The sequence below is a fragment of the Streptomyces sp. ICN903 genome (genome assembly GCF_022015835.1).
GTDB classification, from domain to species: Bacteria; Actinomycetota; Actinomycetes; order Streptomycetales; family Streptomycetaceae; genus Streptomyces; species Streptomyces fenghuangensis.
The window spans coordinates 1-15899 of sequence record NZ_JAKMAY010000120.1 but is presented as its reverse complement, the minus strand read 5'-3'; the positions used below and the strand labels follow the sequence as shown (position 1 = coordinate 15899).

The following is a 15899-nucleotide window of genomic DNA, read 5'->3' as shown; positions in this document are numbered from 1 at the left end:
AGACGTCCCGCCCGCCGACGGCGATCCGGAGCGGCCGGGCGGCGCGGGCGGTCCCGAGCCCTGCGGCCCGGCCGGGGACAGCGAGCCGGTGAAGGTGACGGGGGCGGAGTTCGGGCTGTCGCCGTACTCCTCGCAGGGCCGTGAACTGCTCGTTCCCTCCTGGCTGTTCGAGGTGGCGCCGGAGGGCGGGGGGACGCACACGGTGACCCACCCGGCGGTGGAGCCGGAGTTCCTGGCGCCGCCCCCCGCCGGGGACGGGGACGAGTCCACGTCCGCGCCGGGCTCCCCCGGCCCGCGTCCCGGGGAGCGGATCGAGACCGCCACCTACGTCGAGGAGTACGGGCCCGAGGACCGCAGGCTCACCGTCCACTTCTGGGGCGGGGTGTGCGACGAGTACCGCGCGAGTGCCGAGGAGAGCGCCGGGAAGGTGACGGTGCGGATCACCGGCGAGCCACGGGAGCCGGGCAGGGCCTGTGTGATGGTCGCCAAGGACATGACCGTGGAGGTGGAGCTCGACGAGCCGGTCGGCGACCGCGACATCGTGGACGGAAAGGGCGAGCGGCTGCCCGAGGGCGCTCCGAGTAAGTGAACGAGTGGGGGGGAGGGCGCGGGCCGGGCCCGCGCCCTCCCCCCCACTCCCCTGTGCGGCGTGTGAGGTGCGGCGCGCGAGGTGCCGGAGCGGCATGCCGAAGGCGGCGGCCCCGGTCGGGGCCGCCGCCTTACGGTGTGTCGTGTGCGCGCCGGTGCCGGGCGGGCTGCCCGGACCGGCCGGAGCGGCTCAGCTGAAGGAGTCGCCGCAGGCGCAGGAGCCCGTGGCGTTCGGGTTGTCGATGGTGAAGCCCTGCTTCTCGATGGTGTCGACGAAGTCGATGGAGGCGCCGCCCAGGTACGGGGCGCTCATCCGGTCGGTCACGACGCGGACACCGTCGAACTCCTTGACGACGTCGCCGTCCAGCGACCGCTCGTCGAAGAAGAGCTGGTACCGCAGGCCGGAGCAGCCGCCGGGCTGAACGGCGACGCGCAGGGCCAGGTCCTCGCGGCCCTCCTGTTCGAGCAGGCTCTTGACCTTCGCCGCGGCGGCGTCGGACAGGATGATTCCGTCAGTCGTCACAGCGGTTTCGTCCGATACGGACATCTGCTTCTCTCCCGGGTTGTACGGACTGCTCTGCCGCCTGCTCAACAGGCGGCTTCCCGGTTTCATTCCAGGCCGGGCGCGTCTTGCGTCTTTCATGCTCGCACACCCGGCGCCCGGCGGTCACTCCCGCGCGTACGGGCGGGGATTGCGTCACACTGACGCGATCGGCATCGTCAATATGACGTGAAGAGGTTATGATAGATAACGTCAATCCGACGAAAAGACCCGCTGAGCCGATGAAAGGGTGCGTGCCGTGAACACCGCCCCGCCTTCCGCCCCTGCCCCGGCCACCCCCGGGGACGCCCTGGACGTCCAGCCGACCCCGCTGGCCCTGCTCCTCCTCGGCCGCGACGCCGACCCGAGGAGCGAGCGCGGAGTGGAGTGCCCCGGCGACCTGCCCTCCCCGTCGGACCCCGGCCTGATCGAGCGCGCCCGCGCGGCGAAGGAGCGGCTGGGCGAGAAGGTCTTCGTGCTCGGCCACCACTACCAGCGCGACGAGGTCATCCAGTTCGCCGACGTCACCGGCGACTCCTTCAAGCTCGCCCGGGACGCCGCCGCCCGCCCGGAGGCGGAGTACATCGTCTTCTGCGGCGTGCACTTCATGGCCGAGTCCGCCGACATCCTCACCTCCGACCGGCAGCAGGTCGTCCTGCCCGACCTGGCCGCGGGCTGCTCGATGGCTGACATGGCCACCGCCGAGCAGGTCGCCGAGTGCTGGGACGTGCTGACCGAGGCGGGCGTCGCCGACACCACCGTTCCGGTCTCGTACATGAACTCCTCGGCCGACATCAAGGCCTTCACCGGGCGGCACGGCGGCACCATCTGCACCTCCTCCAACGCCAGGCGGGCACTGGACTGGGCCTTCGGGCAGGGGGAGAAGGTGCTGTTCCTGCCCGACCAGCACCTGGGCCGCAACACCGCCGTGCGGGACATGGGGATGTCCCTGGAGGACTGCGTCGTCTACAACCCGCACAAGCCGGGCGGCGGTCTGACCGCCGAGGAACTGCGGGCGGCGAAGATGATCCTGTGGCGCGGCCACTGCTCGGTGCACGGGCGCTTCACGCTGGACTCGGTGAACGACGTGCGCGAACGCGTCCCCGGCGTCAACGTGCTGGTGCACCCCGAGTGCCGCCACGAGGTCGTCGCGGCGGCCGATCACGTGGGCTCCACCGAGTACATCATCAAGACCCTGGAAGCGGCCCCGGCCGGCTCCAAGTGGGCCATCGGCACCGAGCTGAACCTGGTGCGCCGGCTGGCGAACCGCTTCGCCCCCGAGGGCAAGGAGGTCGTCTTCCTGGACCGGACGGTCTGCTTCTGCTCGACCATGAACCGGATCGACCTGCCCCATCTGGTGTGGGCCCTGGAGTCGCTGGCCGACGGCAAGGTCGTCAACCGCATCCAGGTCGACCCGGAGACCGAGAAGTTCGCCAAGCTGGCCCTGGAGCGGATGCTCGCCCTGCCGTGAGCACTGCCGTGAGCCCCGGCAGGTCCGTGCGGGACGCGTGACGCGCGTGACCGGGCGCGGCGCGGTCGGCCAGGATGGCCGTCATGCTGCTGCGCCCGGTACGCGACCGTGAGGACGACGCCCAGGCCGTGCGGTTCGTCGCGGACGCCGCCCTCCTGGCACCGCCCTCACCCCGCGATCCTCCGCCCGGTCGCGCGCCGCTGCCCGCGCCGGCCGTCCGCCGCCCGTACCACGCCCGCCACCTGGCCCGTACCGACCCCGGCGGCTGCTGGCTGGCCGAGGACGCCGCCGGACGCCCCGTCGGGGTCGTGCTGTCCGCCCGCCGGGAGGGCACCTGGGGGTTGTCGCTGCTCGCGGTGCTGCCCGAGGCGCGGGGCCGGGGCGTGGGCGGGGCCCTGCTGAAGCGCGCGCTGGAGTACGGCCGCGGCTGCCTGCGCGGGATCGCCCTGGTGCCGCCCCACCCGGTCGCGGCCCGCGTCTGCCGCCGGGCGGGTCTGGAACTGCACCCGGCCACCCGGCTGACGGGGACGGTCTCGACCGCCTCGCTCCCCGCTCCCGACGGCGCGGTGGCCGAGGGCGGCCCCAAGGACCGCGACCTGATGGACTCGGTGGACCGCCGTCTGCGCGGCGGCGCCCACGGGCCGGACCACGAGGAGCTGCCGCGCCACGCCGGGCTGCTGGTCACCGACGACTTCGCCGGCAGCGGCTACTGCTACATCTCCGGCGCCCCCGGGGGCCCTGGGGGCGCCGGCTCCGAGGTCCGGGTGGAGCTGCTGGGCGCGACCTCGCGGCGGCTGGCCACCCGGCTGCTGACCGCCGCCCTGGGGGCTGCTGGCGAGGGCCGCCGGGTGCGGATCGAGGGGCTGACCGCCGAGCAGCAGTGGGCCCTGGACGTCGGGCTGGCCGCCGGGCTGGAGCCGGACACCGCGGGCTGGGTGGGGCTGCGCGGGATGCGGCCGCCGTCGCCGTACATCCCCTCCGCCGCGTTCCCGTGACGCCCGCCCGCCGGTGCGGGCGGCTCCCGGCCCCTCAGGCGGGGGCGTCGGCGGGGAACAGCCCGTCCTCGCCCAGCATGGCGCGCACCTCTTCCAGCGTGGCGCCGGGCTCGGGCAGGATCAGGTCCGAGGGCTCCAGGGCGTCGTCCGGCAGGGGCGCGCCCAGCGAGCGCACGGCGTCCAGCAGGGCGTTGAGGGTGCGGCGGAAGCCCGCCTCGTCACCGTGCTCCATCTCGTGGAGCAGCTCGTCGTCCAGTGCGTTCAGGCCGGGCAGATGGCTGTCGTCCAGCCTGACCTGCCCCTCCCCCATGATCCGTACGATCACGGCGATCTCCTTCCGGGCTTCCCGGAGGACGGGTGCCCGGTGCGCCGGGGGTGATGCTTCCCCGGCGCACCGCTGCTGCTACTGCTTGTCGAAGCGGGGAGCGTCCTGGGACCGCGGCGCCTGCTGGGACTGCTCCCGGGGCTGCGCGGCCTGCTCCTGCCCGCCCTCGATGGCCTGCCGGTCGCCGCCGGTGCCGCCGGCCAGCTCGGCCTTCATGCGCTGGAGCTCCAGCTCCACGTCGGAGCCGCCGGAGATGCGGTCCAGCTCTGCCGCGATGTCGTCCTTGGCCAGTCCGCTGGAGTCGTCCAGGGCCCCGGAGGCGAGCAGTTCGTCGATCGCCCCGGCCCGGGCCTGGAGCTGCGCGGTCTTGTCCTCGGCCCGCTGGACGGCCAGACCGACGTCGCCCATCTCCTCGGAGATGCCGGAGAAGGCCTCGCCGATGCGGGTCTGGGCCTGGGCGGCGGTGTAGGTGGCCTTGATGGTCTCCTTCTTGGTGCGGAAGGCGTCCACCTTGGCCTGGAGGCGCTGGGCGGCGAGGGTGAGCTTCTCCTCCTCGCCCTGGAGCGTCTGGTGCTGCTGCTCCAGATCGGTCACCTGCTGCTGGAGGGCGGCGCGGCGGGAGAGCGCCTCGCGCGCCAGGTCCTCGCGGCCGAGGGCGAGTGCCTTGCGGCCCTGGTCCTCCAGCTTGGAGGACTGGCCCTGGAGCTGGTTGAGCTGGAGCTCCAGCCGCTTGCGGGAGGTCGCCACGTCGGCGACCCCGCGGCGCACCTTCTGCAGCAGTTCGAGCTGCTTCTGGTACGAGTAGTCGAGCGTCTCGCGCGGATCCTCGGCCCGGTCCAGGGCCTTGTTGGCCTTCGCGCGGAAGATCATCCCCATACGCTTCATGACACCGCTCATGGGCTTCGCGCGCCCCCTTCGAAGACGGACTGAACCTCGCACACCGACAGGTCCCACCCTACGGGCCCTGCTTCCATTACCGCACTGTTCGGACCCGGAAGTGCTCCTCCTCCAGGACGATCGGCGAACGGTGTTTCTCCCGCCCAGGAAGTAGCAGGGGGTACGGCGACCCGCCGTTGCCGGATCGTTCCCCGTGGGGGTGGGGGCCACACCTGGTCGCCCCGTACTCTTGGCAGTGTGTTCCGAAGCCGTTCTCGTGATGAGCAGACCGCGTCCCCCCGGGAGAGCGCGGAGCTGACCAAGCAGCGCCGTGACCCGCAGGCCCCCAAGGGCCGCCCCACGCCCAAGCGCAGCGAGGCCGAGGCGCTGCGCCGTGCCGTGGCCAAGCCGCCGGCCGACCGCAAGGAGGCCGCCCGGCGCGCCCGCGAGGCCCGTCGCGCCGAACTGGCGCGGCAGCGCGAGGCCCTGGCCGGCGGCGACGAGCGCTACCTGCCGGCCCGCGACCGCGGCCCGGTGCGGCGCTACACCCGCGACTTCGTCGACGCCAAGTGGCACGTCGCGGAGTTCTTCCTGCCGCTGGCCGTGGTCATCCTGATCCTGAGCATGGTGCCGTCGATGCAGGTGAAGAACGCCTCCCTGCTGCTGTGGCTGGGCGTCATCGTGATGATCGTGGTCGACTCCGTCCTCACCGGCTTCCGGCTGAAGAAGGCTCTGGCCGAGCGCTTCCCCGACGAGAACCGGCGGGGTGCGGTGGCCTACGCGCTGATGCGCACCCTCCAGATGCGTCGTATGCGGCTGCCCAAGCCGCAGATCGCCCGCGGCGAGGCCCCGCGCCGCTGACGGTGCGCGAAGTGGAGCCCTTGTCCCGGCCAAGCAGTGACGGACCACCGGCGGACCCATCGATGGACACAGCCGTACGACACGACGAGGACCACGCGGACACACCGCGCGACGCACGGCGCGACGCACCGCGCGGCGCCCTGCGCCACGACGACGCCGTGGGGCAGGCGCTGGTCGCCCGGCAGCTGGAGGAGCAGATCACCTCGCGCTTCCCCGTGGGGCGGCGGCTGCGCGTCCTGGACGTGGCGCTGCGCCACGGGCTGCAGGCCCTGGCGCTGGCCCGCGCCGGGCACGAGGTGACCGGCCTGGAGTCCGACCCCGCCCTGGCGGACGCCGTACGCCGGAGCCTCGAGGGGGAGCCGGCGGGCATACGGGAGCGGATGCGCGTCGTCCCGGGCGACAGCCGCAGCACCGGCGCGCACTTCCTGCCCGGCTCCTTCGACGTGGTGCTCTGCCACGGAGTACTGGCCCCCGGCGACGAGGCGGGCCCGCTGCTGGCCGGGCTGGGCCGGGTGCTGGCCCCCGGCGGGCTGCTGTCGCTGCTGGTGCCCAACACCGAGGCGGCGGCCATGCGGCCGGGGCTGGCCGGCGACTGGGCCGGCGCCCTGGCCCGCCTCGCACCGCCCGGCCCGGCCGAGCGCCCCCTGCGCCGCGAGGCGCTGACCGCCACCCTGGCCGGGATGAGCACCCCGGTGCACCGGTGGTACGGGGTGCGGGTCTTCACCGGTGAGGACCGCCCCCTGCCCGGCGGCGAGGCCGGTGAGCGGCTGCTGGCCGCCGAGGAGCGGGCCGGGCGCACCGATCCGTACCGCGCGGTGGCGGCCCTGCTGCACCTGTGCGCCGCACGCGGCTGAGCGTCCCGTCCCCCGCGCGGCCGGCGTGCCGCGGACGGTCCCCGCACGCGCCGCGTTTCCGGCCGCTCCCCCGTGGGGACCCGGACACTCCGCGGTCCGGTCGTGCCGGCCGCGCGGACCAGTGGAAGACCCGCGGAAGACCAGCAAGGGGGCACCCGTTCCCATGACCCGTTCCCCATCGCGCGGCGGGCGCCGCGCGCAGGGCGCCGCCGCCCTGTGCGCGGCCGCCGTGCTGCTCGCCGGCTGCACCGGCTCGGACTCCCCCGGCGACGCCGGCGCCTCGCCCTCCCCCAGCGCCACCGTCCCCGTTCCGGCCACGGCCGGCGACCTGCAGGAGTCCTTCCAGAAGGTGGTCGACCAGGTCCTGCCGTCCGTCGTCCAGGTCACCACCGGGGAGGGGCTGGGCTCGGGCGTGGTCTACGACGGCGAGGGCCACATCGTCACCAACGCCCATGTGGTGGGGGACGCCGAGCGGTTCCGGATCACCATGGCCACCGGGCGGGACGAACTGGACGCGGAGCTGGTCGCCAGCTATCCGGAGGAGGACCTGGCGGTGGTGAAGCTCACCGACCCGCCCGGCGGCCTGCGCCCGGCGACCTTCGGGGACTCGGGTGAGGTGGACGTCGGCCAGATCGTCCTGGCCATGGGCAACCCGCTGGGGCTGTCCTCCAGCGTCACCGAGGGGATCATCTCGGCCACCGGCCGCGCCATCAGCGAGGGAAGCGCCGAGGCCACCATCGGCAACCTGATCCAGACCTCGGCGCCGATCAATCCGGGCAACAGCGGCGGTGCGCTGGTCGACCTCTCCGGCCGCGTCATCGGCGTGCCCACCCTGGCCGCCCGCTCCCCCGGCGGGGACGGCGGCACGGCTCCGGGCCTGGGCTTCGCCATCCCCTCCGACACCGTCCGGCATCTGGCCGACCAGATGATCGAGCACGGCGAGGTGGTCGACTCCGACGAGGCGGCGATCGAGGCGACGGTGCGCACCGTCCTGGGCGAGGACTACCGGCCCGCCGGGGTCGCGATCGTGGAGACCGAGGAGGGCGGCGCGGCGGACGAGGCCGGCCTCCGGGCGGGCGACGTGATCGTCGGGCTCGGCGGCGAGGAGATCCCGGACACCACCGCGCTGGCGGAGGCGCTGGCCTCCCGTGAGCCGGGCGACGAGGTGAAGATCACCTACCGGCGCGGCGGCGGGGAGCGGACCGTCGCGGTCACCCTGGGCGAGCGCTGACGGTACGGCGGGACCGGGGTCGCGGAGACCCCGGACGCACACGCCCGGGCACGCGGGGGCCGGCCGCGCGAGGGCCGGCCCCCGCCGGTCTCCGCCGACCCCGGGCCCTCAGGCCTCCTCGGCCGCGCTCAGGCTCATGGGCCCGTAGATCTCGGTGCCGTCCTCCAGCAGCCTCACCTGCTCGACGCCGCCCTCCAGCAGTTCCCTCCAGGTCTCGCCGATCCAGCTCTCCGCGTCCCCCTGGGTGGAGAACTCCTCCGGCCGGACGGCCGGCTCCGTCTCCGTGCCGTCGGCCTTCTCGAACCGCCACGTCCACGCCATGTGCGCCTCCCCTGTCCCTTGTCCGTACCCTGTCCGCGGCCCGTCCCCGTGCCGTACCGCGCCGGCTGCCGCCGTACGTCCACAGATCCTGTCCCGCTGTCCGCAGACTAGGCCCTGCCCGGCCGATCCGCGCGGACCGGCCCCGCCCCCCTCGCGCGGCGGCCCGGCGGGCGCGAGACGATCGTGCCGTGGAACTGACTCTGCTCGGCACCGGCGCCCCCGCCGGTCTCCCCAGACCCGGTTGCCCCTGCGCGGCCTGCGCCACCGCCGCACGTGACCGGGCGCGGGCGGCGACCGCGCTGCTCGTGGACGGCGTCCTGCTGCTCGACCTGACCCCCGGCCCCGCACTGGCGGCCGCCCGCGCGGGCAGTTCGCTGCACGGTGTGCGGCAGGTGCTGCTGTCCCACTCCCCCGAAGGGCCCGGCCAGGGGCCGGCCCCGGAGGTTCCGGCCGGGCTGCCCGCGCCGGTGCGGGTGCCCGAGGGGCGGAGGCTGACGCTGATCAGCGGCCACCGGGTGCGGGCGGTGGCGCTGGACGCGCCGGGCACCGGGTACGAGATCGGCGGGCCCGACGGCGAGCGCCTGCTGTACCTGCCGCCGGGAGCCGGCCTCGCGGACCCGCCGTCCGACGGCTCCCGCGCCCCGTACGCCCTGGTGCTGATGGACGTCCTGGACCGTCCCGACGCGCTCGCCCGGCTGCGGGCGGCCGGGGCCGTGGGCCCGACCACGGACGTGCTGGCCGTCCACATCGACCACGACGTTCCGCCCGGCCCCGAGCTGCACCGGCGGCTGGCCGCCGCGGGCGCGCGGACCGAGCCGGACGGGGCCACGGTGGTGGTCGGCGACTACCGGGCGGTCCCCGATCTGCCCCGGCGCACGCTGGTCCTGGGCGGCGCGCGCTCGGGCAAGTCCGCCGAGGCCGAGCGGCGACTGGCGGCCTTCCCGGACGTGCTGTACGTCGCCACGGGCGGCACCCGGGACGGCGACCGGGAGTGGGCGGCCCGGGTGGCCGCCCACCGGGAGCGCCGCCCGCCCTCCTGGCGCACGGCCGAGACCTGCGACCTGGTGCCACTGCTCACCGCCGAGGACGCCCCGCCGATGCTGGTCGACTGCCTGGCCCTGTGGCTGACCGACGCGATGGACCGCGCCGGCGCCTGGGACGACGGCCGCTGGAGGAGCGGCGAGGCCCCCCGCGCGCTGGCCGGGCGGACCGGCGCCCTGGTCGCGGCCTTCCGCGCCGCCTCCCGCACGGTGGTGGCGGTCAGCAACGAGGTCGGCTCGGGCGTGGTGCCCGCCACCGCCGCCGGCCGCCGCTTCCGCGACGAGCTGGGCCGGCTGAACGCGGCGGTGGCGGCCGAGTGCGAACACGTCCTGCTGGTCACGGCGGGCACCGCCCTGCCGCTGCGCGGCTGAGCGCCGGCCGGGGGCCGTACGGGGAACGGTAGTGTCGCCCCCATGAGCGACGGCAGCCTGAATCTCGACGACTTCGGCGACCTCATCGAGCGTCCCGACAGCGGCGTCCGCCGGGACGCCGAGGAGCGGCGCGCCCGGACCGGCCTGCCGGCCGGGGCGCTGGGGCGGCTGGACGAACTGGGCGAGTGGCTGGCGGCGGCGCAGGGCCGCGTCCCCGTGGAGCCCGTCTCGCGGCCGAAGGCCGTGCTGTTCGCCGGGGACCACGGGGTGGCCCGGCTGGGCGTCTCCGCCCGGCCCGCCGGGGGCGCGCACGCCCTGGTGCGCGCCGCCCTGGACGGCACGAGTCCGGCGGCGGTGCTGGCGCGCCGCCTCGACGTGCCGCTGCGGATCGTCGACATGTCGCTGGACTGCGACCCGGGCGAGCTGCCCGCGGAGGTCACCCGCCACCGGGTGCGGCGCTCCGGCGGACGTCTGGACACCGAGGACGCCCTGACCGCCGAGGAGGCCGAGCGCGCCTTCCGGGCCGGGATGGCCGTCGCCGACGAGGAGGCCGACGCCGGGACCGATCTGGTGGTCCTGGGCGACATCTCCGTCGGCGGCACCACGGCGGCCGGGGTGCTGGTCGCCGCCCTGTGCGGCACCGACGCCTCCGTGGTCACCGGCCGCGGCGGCGGGCGCATCGACGACCTGGCCTGGATGCGCAAGTGCGCGGCGATCCGCGACGGGCTGCGCCGCGCCCGGCCCGTCCTGGGGGACCAGCTGAGGCTGCTGGCGACCGTCGGCGGGGCGGACCTGACCGCGATCACCGGCTTCCTGCTCCAGTCGGCCGTGCGCCGCACCCCCGTGGTCCTCGACGGCGTGGTCGGCGCCGCGTGCGCGCTGGTCGCCCAGCGCGTGGCGTTCCGGGCGCCGGACTGGTGGCTGGCCGGTTCGGCGAGCGGGGAGCCCGCGCAGGCCAAGGCACTGGACCGGATGGCGCTCGACCCGCTGCTGGACCACGGCGTCACCGCGGGCGAGGGCACCGGCGCGCTGCTCGCCCTCCCCCTGGTCCGGGCCGCGGCCGCGCTGGCGGCGGAGCTGCCGGTGCGTCAGGAGCTTCAAGGGCAGGAGGGCGCCGCGCCGGCGGGGCCGGACGCGGACCGGGCCGGAGCCGCGCGGGCGCTCGACGCCACCTGAGCCGGTCCGCCGCTTGAGCCGGTCCGCCACCTGAGCCCGTACGCCGGCCGAGCCCGGCCGTCCTCTCGCAGGCAGAACGCAGGAGAGCCCGTGGACTCCGTCCCGCAGCCGCCGCAGGACCCACCGCCGCGGCATCCGCCGCCCGCCCCGCCGCCACCCGCCCCGCCGTCCGCCGGCGTGCGGGACGGGGTGCGCTTCGCCTTCGGCACGCTCACCGTGCTGCCGGTCTCCGGGGCCCGCTGGGACCGGGCCGCGGCCCGCGCGGGCATGGTGTGCGCCCCGCTGGTGGGCCTGGTGGCCGGGCTGTGCGCGGCCGCCGCCGGGGGTGTCGCGCTGCTGCTGGGCGCCTCACCGCTGCTCGCGGCGGTCGCCACCGTCGCGGTGCCCGCCGTGCTGACGCGCGGTCTGCACCTGGACGGGCTCGCGGACGTCGCCGACGGCCTGGGCAGCGGCCGCCCCGCCGAGGGCGCGCTGGAGGTGATGAAGCGCTCCGACATCGGCCCGTTCGGGGTGGTCACCCTGCTGCTGGTGCTGCTCGCCCAGGTGGCGGCGGTGGCCGGGGTGTACGCCGCCGGCTGGGCGTGGGCCGCGGTCGCGGTGACCGTCTCCGCGGTGGCCGCGCGCGCCGCGCTGACGCTCACCGCCCGCGAGGGCGTCCCCGCGGCCCGCCCCGGCGGGCTGGGCGCGGCGGTCGCCGGTGCGGTGCCCCCGCGGGCCGCCGTCCTGACCTGTGCGGCGGTGGTCTCGGCGGCGGCGGGCGCGGGGGCGCTGTGGGGACCGTACGGGGCCGTGCGGTGCGCCGCGGCGGTCGTGGTGGCGCTGGGCTCGGCGCATCTGCTGCTGGCCCGCTGCCGCCGCCGACTGGGCGGGGTGACCGGCGACGTCTTCGGCGCGGTGGGCGAAACCGCGCTGACCGCCTGCCTGGTGGTGCTTGCGCTGGGTTGACCCCCCTCGGAGAATTCCGCGGGACGGTCCGTGCTTCCGTCACGCCCCGCCACCGGTTCCGAGCGGTGCACGGAAACCACCGCCCGGAGCCGACGGCGGGGCGCTTCGGGCCGCGACGTAGGCTCGGCCCGTGCCCGAAGCCGTGCACATCCACTCGGCTTGCCCATCGGAAGAGGGATTCCCACCACTGTGTCTGCTCTCACTCTCAGTTCCTCGTCCGCCGCGACGCTGCGCGCGGACGCCGTCGTCGTCGGTGTGGCCAAGGGCCCGGACGGGCCTGTGGTCGCTCCGGGCGGCGAGACCCTGGACCAGGCGTTCGGCGACTCCCTGGCCGGCGTTCTGGAGACCCTCGGCGCGTCGGGCGGCGAGGGGGAGGTCACCAAGCTGCCCGCCCCGGACGGGGTGAAGGCCGACCTGGTGCTGGCGGTCGGGCTCGGTGACGCGCCGGAGGGGGACGGGCCGTACGAGCCGGAGGCGCTGCGCCGCGCGGCCGGTGCGGCCGCCCGCGCGCTGGCCGGCCGGAAGAAGGCAGGCTTCGCCCTGCCGGCCGGGGACGAGGCGTCCCTGGCCGCCGTCTGCGAGGGCGCGCTGCTGGGCGCCTACTCCTTCACCGAGTACCGCGGCAAGGAGGACAGGAACGCCAAGGGCGGCAAGGGCGCCTCCAAGGGGAAGAAGGGCAGGGACGGCAAGGGCGGGGACGGCGACAGGAGCGCCCCGCTCGCCGAGGTCACCGTGCTCGGGGCCAAGCCCCGCGACAAGGCGCACAAGGCCGCCGCCGAGCGGGCCGAGGTGCTGGCCGCTGAGGTCAACCGCGCCCGCGACCTGGTCAACACCCCCTCCAACGACCTGTTCCCGAAGTCCTTCGCCGCCGCCGTGCAGAGCGCGGCCAAGGAGCACGGGCTGACGGTGGAGGTGCTGGACGAGAAGGCGCTGGCCAAGGGCGGTTACGGCGGCATCATCGGCGTCGGGCAGGGCTCTGCGAACCCGCCGCGCCTGGTGCGCCTGTCCTACACCCACTCCAAGGCGAAGAAGACCCTGGCCCTGGTCGGCAAGGGCATCACCTACGACTCGGGCGGCATCTCGCTCAAGCCGGCCGGCCACAACGAGACCATGAAGTGCGACATGAGCGGTGCCGCCGCCGTCTTCGCCGCCGTGGTCGCCGCCGCCCGCCTGGGTCTGCGGGTGAACGTCACCGGCTGGCTGGCGCTGGCGGAGAACATGCCCTCGGGCACCGCGACCCGGCCGGGCGACGTCCTGACCATGTACAGCGGCAAGACGGTCGAGGTGCTCAACACCGACGCCGAGGGCCGCCTGGTGCTGGCCGACGCCCTGACCCGGGCCTGCGAGGAGAAGCCGGACGCGGTGGTGGACGTGGCGACCCTGACCGGCGCGATGATGCTGGCGCTGGGCGGCCGCACGTTCGGCGTGATGGCCAACGACGACGCCTTCCGCACGGCCGTCCACGACAGCGCGACCGAGGTGGGCGAGCCGTCGTGGCCGATGCCGCTCCCCGGCCATCTGCGCAAGGGCATGGACTCGCCGATCGCCGACATCGCCAACATGGGCGAGCGGATGGGCGGCGGCCTGGTGGCCGGCCTGTTCCTGAAGGAGTTCGTCGCCGAGGGCACCGCCTGGGCGCACCTGGACATCGCCGGTCCGGCCTTCAACGAGTCCGGCCCCTTCGGCTACACCCCCAAGGGCGGCACCGGATGCGCGGTGCGCACCCTGGTCCGCCTCGCCGAGCGCGCCGCGGCGGGGGACGTTCTCTGACGGTCGCCCGGCGGCCCCTGTGAGGGCCGCACCGCCGGGGCCCCGGGGGCGGAAAGCCCCCGGGGCCCCGGCGCGCGTCGCGTCCGGCTCCGGCCCGCTCCCGTCCCGGCACGTTCGCTGTGAGCGATCCCGGTCGGCCTACTGTCCGGTAGACACGCGTACCCGCTCGCAATCCTCCTGTTCATCTGGGTATGAGGGGCTGGGACACCGGCCCGGCGTCCCACTGTCCGCCGACAAGTGCAAAGATGTTGTCTCGGCAGGACAGGGCCCGCTCAACCCACAGGGCCGAGCAAGAAGCGGCCGAACATACAGCCGCCCGGTCTCCGACGGACCGGCTCCGGCGTACCCATGCATGGAGGACGTGACGTGGCGAACGACGCCAGCACCGTTTTCGACCTAGTGATCCTCGGAGGCGGTAGCGGCGGTTATGCCGCTGCCCTGCGGGCTTCGCAGCTGGGTCTGGACGTCGCCCTGATCGAGAAGGACAAGGTCGGCGGTACCTGTCTGCACTACGGCTGCATCCCGACGAAGGCCCTGCTGCACGCCGGCGAGGTGGCCGACTCCGCGCGCGAGAGCGCCGGCTTCGGCGTCAAGGCCACCTTCGAGGGCATCGACATGCCGGCCGTCCACAAGTACAAGGACGGTGTGATCTCGGGCCTGTACAAGGGCCTGCAGGGGCTGATCGCCTCCCGCAAGATCACCTACGTGGAGGGCGAGGGCCGCCTTTCCTCCCCGACCTCGGTGGACGTGAACGGGCAGCGCTACGAGGGCCGGCACATCCTGCTGGCCACCGGCTCGGTGCCCAAGTCGATCCCGGGTCTGGAGATCGACGGCAACCGGATCATCAACTCCGACCACGCGCTGAAGCTGGACCGCGTGCCGCAGTCCGTCGTCATCCTGGGCGGCGGCGTCATCGGCTGCGAGTTCGCCTCCGCGTGGAAGTCCTTCGGCACCGACGTCACCATCGTCGAGGGCCTGCCCCACCTGGTGCCGGCCGAGGACGAGAACAGCTCCAAGCTGCTGGAGCGCGCCTTCCGCAAGCGCGGCATCAAGTTCTCGCTCGGTTCCTTCTTCGAGAAGGCGGAGTACACCGACAACGGTGTGAAGGTCTCCCTGGCCAACGGCAAGGAGTACGAGGCCGAGCTGCTGCTCGTCGCCATCGGCCGCGGTCCGGTCTCGCAGGGGCTGGGCTACGAGGAGGCCGGGGTCGACATGGACCGCGGCTACGTCCTGGTGGACGAGTACTGCCGCACCAACGTGCCCACCATCTCGGCCGTCGGCGACCTCATCCCGACCCTCCAGCTCGCCCACGTCGGCTTCGCCGAGGGCATCCTGGTGGCCGAGCGGCTGGCCGGCATGGACGTCGTGCCGATCGACTACGACGGCGTGCCGCGCGTGACCTACAGCCACCCCGAGGTCGCCTCCGTCGGTCTGACCGAGGCCAAGGCCAAGGAGATCCACGGCGCGGACAAGGTCGTGACGCTGAAGTACAACCTCGGCGGCAACGGCAGGAGCAAGATCCTCAAGACGCAGGGCGAGATCAAGCTCGTCCAGGTCCGCGACGGTGCCGTGGTCGGCGTCCACATGGTCGGTGACCGGATGGGCGAGCAGGTCGGCGAGGCCCAGCTCATCTACAACTGGGAGGCTCTGCCCGCCGAGGTCGCGCAGCTCGTCCACGCGCACCCGACGCAGAACGAGGCCCTCGGCGAGGCCCACCTGGCCCTGGCCGGCAAGCCGCTGCACTCCCACGACTGATCCTCCCGGGCGCGAGAGCACCACGCCATTCGCACTTTTCGTTAGGAGCAACCGAAACCATGGCGGTTTCCGTAACCCTGCCGGCGCTCGGCGAGAGCGTCACCGAGGGCACCGTCACCCGCTGGCTGAAGGCCGAGGGTGAGCACGTCGAGGCCGACGAACCCCTGCTGGAGGTGTCGACCGACAAGGTCGACACCGAGATCCCCTCCCCCGCCTCCGGCACCCTGTCCTCCATCAAGGTCGCCGAGGACGAGACGGTCGAGGTCGGCGCCGAGCTGGCCGTGATCGACGACGGAAGCGGCGCTCCGGCCGAGGCGCCCGCCCAGGCCGAGGCTCCGGCTCCCGAGCCGCAGGCCGCCCCCGCGCAGCCCCAGGCCCAGCCCGAGCCCCAGGCGCAGCCCGAGCCGCAGGCGCAGCCCGAGCCCGCCCAGGCTCAGGCTCCGCAGCAGGCCGCCCCGTCCGGCGGTGCGGCGGAGGGCACCGATGTGGTGTTGCCGGCGCTCGGCGAGTCCGTCACCGAGGGCACCGTCACCCGCTGGCTGAAGTCGGTCGGCGAGGAGGTCGAGGCCGACGAGCCGCTGCTGGAGGTGTCGACCGACAAGGTCGACACCGAGATCCCGGCCCCCGCCTCCGGCACCCTGCTGGAGATCGTGGTGGGCGAGGACGAGACGGCGGAGGTCGGCGCGAAGCTGGCCGTGATCGGCGCCGCCGGTGCCGCTCCGGCCCAGGCTCCCGCCCCGGCGCAGCCCGAGCCCCAGGCCCAGCCCGAACCGCAGGC

Annotated in this window: 15 protein-coding genes and 1 pseudogene; 12 read left to right on the top strand and 4 right to left on the bottom strand. The window is 74.8% G+C overall.

What is annotated here, in order from left to right; all coding sequences use genetic code 11:
• Window positions 1–589, top strand: a pseudogene (locus L7D48_RS14510) (hypothetical protein); the annotation flags it as partial.
• Between the two features lie 189 nt (window positions 590–778).
• Here the strand turns inward: L7D48_RS14510 and erpA are convergent.
• Complete coding sequence (gene erpA / locus L7D48_RS14505; RefSeq protein WP_093655108.1) at window positions 779–1135, bottom strand: iron-sulfur cluster insertion protein ErpA; 357 nt, start codon at window positions 1133–1135, stop codon at window positions 779–781.
• Between the two features lie 244 nt (window positions 1136–1379).
• Between erpA and nadA the strand changes: the two genes are divergently transcribed.
• Window positions 1380–2600, top strand: coding sequence for a quinolinate synthase NadA (nadA, locus tag L7D48_RS14500; RefSeq protein WP_237879851.1), 1221 nt, complete (start codon window positions 1380–1382; stop codon window positions 2598–2600).
• An 83-nt stretch (window positions 2601–2683) separates the two neighbouring features.
• A complete protein-coding gene (locus L7D48_RS14495; protein ID WP_237879850.1) occupies window positions 2684–3595 on the top strand; it encodes a GNAT family N-acetyltransferase in 912 nt (303 codons plus the stop codon).
• A 34-nt stretch (window positions 3596–3629) separates the two neighbouring features.
• Here L7D48_RS14495 and L7D48_RS14490 read toward each other — a convergent pair whose 3' ends face one another.
• Both L7D48_RS14490 and L7D48_RS14485 read right to left on the bottom strand, forming a co-directional pair.
• Entirely contained in the window at window positions 3630–3920 is a 291-nt protein-coding gene (locus tag L7D48_RS14490; RefSeq protein ID WP_237879849.1) for a hypothetical protein, read from the bottom strand.
• A gap of 78 nt (window positions 3921–3998) precedes the next feature.
• Window positions 3999–4805 (bottom strand): PspA/IM30 family protein, encoded by an 807-nt coding sequence (locus L7D48_RS14485; RefSeq protein ID WP_237879848.1) that lies wholly within the window; start codon window positions 4803–4805, stop codon window positions 3999–4001.
• A 249-nt stretch (window positions 4806–5054) separates the two neighbouring features.
• Between L7D48_RS14485 and L7D48_RS14480 the strand changes: the two genes are divergently transcribed.
• From L7D48_RS14480 to L7D48_RS14470, 3 genes are all read left to right on the top strand, one after another.
• Entirely contained in the window at window positions 5055–5657 is a 603-nt protein-coding gene (locus L7D48_RS14480; protein ID WP_308312282.1) for a DUF3043 domain-containing protein, read from the top strand.
• A 62-nt stretch (window positions 5658–5719) separates the two neighbouring features.
• Window positions 5720–6511 (top strand): bifunctional 2-polyprenyl-6-hydroxyphenol methylase/3-demethylubiquinol 3-O-methyltransferase UbiG, encoded by a 792-nt coding sequence (locus tag L7D48_RS14475; RefSeq protein WP_237879847.1) that lies wholly within the window; start codon window positions 5720–5722, stop codon window positions 6509–6511.
• A gap of 163 nt (window positions 6512–6674) precedes the next feature.
• On the top strand, window positions 6675–7742 hold the full coding sequence (locus L7D48_RS14470) for a S1C family serine protease (RefSeq protein ID WP_237879846.1): 1068 nt from the start codon (window positions 6675–6677) through the stop codon (window positions 7740–7742).
• 108 nt (window positions 7743–7850) lie between these two features.
• Here L7D48_RS14470 and L7D48_RS14465 read toward each other — a convergent pair whose 3' ends face one another.
• Window positions 7851–8063 (bottom strand): hypothetical protein, encoded by a 213-nt coding sequence (locus L7D48_RS14465; protein WP_093848475.1) that lies wholly within the window; start codon window positions 8061–8063, stop codon window positions 7851–7853.
• A 188-nt stretch (window positions 8064–8251) separates the two neighbouring features.
• Between L7D48_RS14465 and L7D48_RS14460 the strand changes: the two genes are divergently transcribed.
• The 6 genes from L7D48_RS14460 to L7D48_RS14435 all read left to right on the top strand — a co-directional run.
• Window positions 8252–9475 carry a bifunctional adenosylcobinamide kinase/adenosylcobinamide-phosphate guanylyltransferase gene (locus L7D48_RS14460; protein WP_237879845.1) on the top strand — a complete coding sequence of 408 codons (1224 nt, stop codon included), beginning with the start codon at window positions 8252–8254 and terminating at the stop codon, window positions 9473–9475.
• Window positions 9476–9517: 42 nt separating this feature from the next.
• A complete protein-coding gene (locus tag L7D48_RS14455) occupies window positions 9518–10651 on the top strand; it encodes a nicotinate-nucleotide--dimethylbenzimidazole phosphoribosyltransferase (protein WP_237879844.1) in 1134 nt (377 codons plus the stop codon).
• A 90-nt stretch (window positions 10652–10741) separates the two neighbouring features.
• Window positions 10742–11596, top strand: a complete 855-nt coding sequence (locus L7D48_RS14450) for an adenosylcobinamide-GDP ribazoletransferase (protein WP_374492240.1) — start codon at window positions 10742–10744, stop codon at window positions 11594–11596.
• Window positions 11597–11785: 189 nt separating this feature from the next.
• Window positions 11786–13366, top strand: a complete 1581-nt coding sequence (locus tag L7D48_RS14445) for a leucyl aminopeptidase (RefSeq protein ID WP_237879843.1) — start codon at window positions 11786–11788, stop codon at window positions 13364–13366.
• A 366-nt stretch (window positions 13367–13732) separates the two neighbouring features.
• A complete protein-coding gene (lpdA, locus tag L7D48_RS14440; RefSeq protein WP_237879842.1) occupies window positions 13733–15121 on the top strand; it encodes a dihydrolipoyl dehydrogenase in 1389 nt (462 codons plus the stop codon).
• 59 nt (window positions 15122–15180) lie between these two features.
• A partial coding sequence (locus L7D48_RS14435) for a biotin/lipoyl-containing protein (protein ID WP_305853148.1) occupies window positions 15181–15899 on the top strand: 719 nt, incomplete at its 3' end.

Coding starts and splice junctions, on each gene's coding strand:
- erpA (WP_093655108.1), bottom strand. CDS start 1,135: ATGTCCGTATCGGACGAAACCGCTGTGACGACTGACGGAATCATCCTG.
- L7D48_RS14475 (WP_237879847.1), top strand. CDS start 5,720: ATGGACACAGCCGTACGACACGACGAGGACCACGCGGACACACCGCGC.
- L7D48_RS14495 (WP_237879850.1), top strand. CDS start 2,684: ATGCTGCTGCGCCCGGTACGCGACCGTGAGGACGACGCCCAGGCCGTG.
- L7D48_RS14485 (WP_237879848.1), bottom strand. CDS start 4,805: ATGAAGCGTATGGGGATGATCTTCCGCGCGAAGGCCAACAAGGCCCTG.
- L7D48_RS14470 (WP_237879846.1), top strand. CDS start 6,675: ATGACCCGTTCCCCATCGCGCGGCGGGCGCCGCGCGCAGGGCGCCGCC.
- L7D48_RS14465 (WP_093848475.1), bottom strand. CDS start 8,063: ATGGCGTGGACGTGGCGGTTCGAGAAGGCCGACGGCACGGAGACGGAG.
- L7D48_RS14455 (WP_237879844.1), top strand. CDS start 9,518: ATGAGCGACGGCAGCCTGAATCTCGACGACTTCGGCGACCTCATCGAG.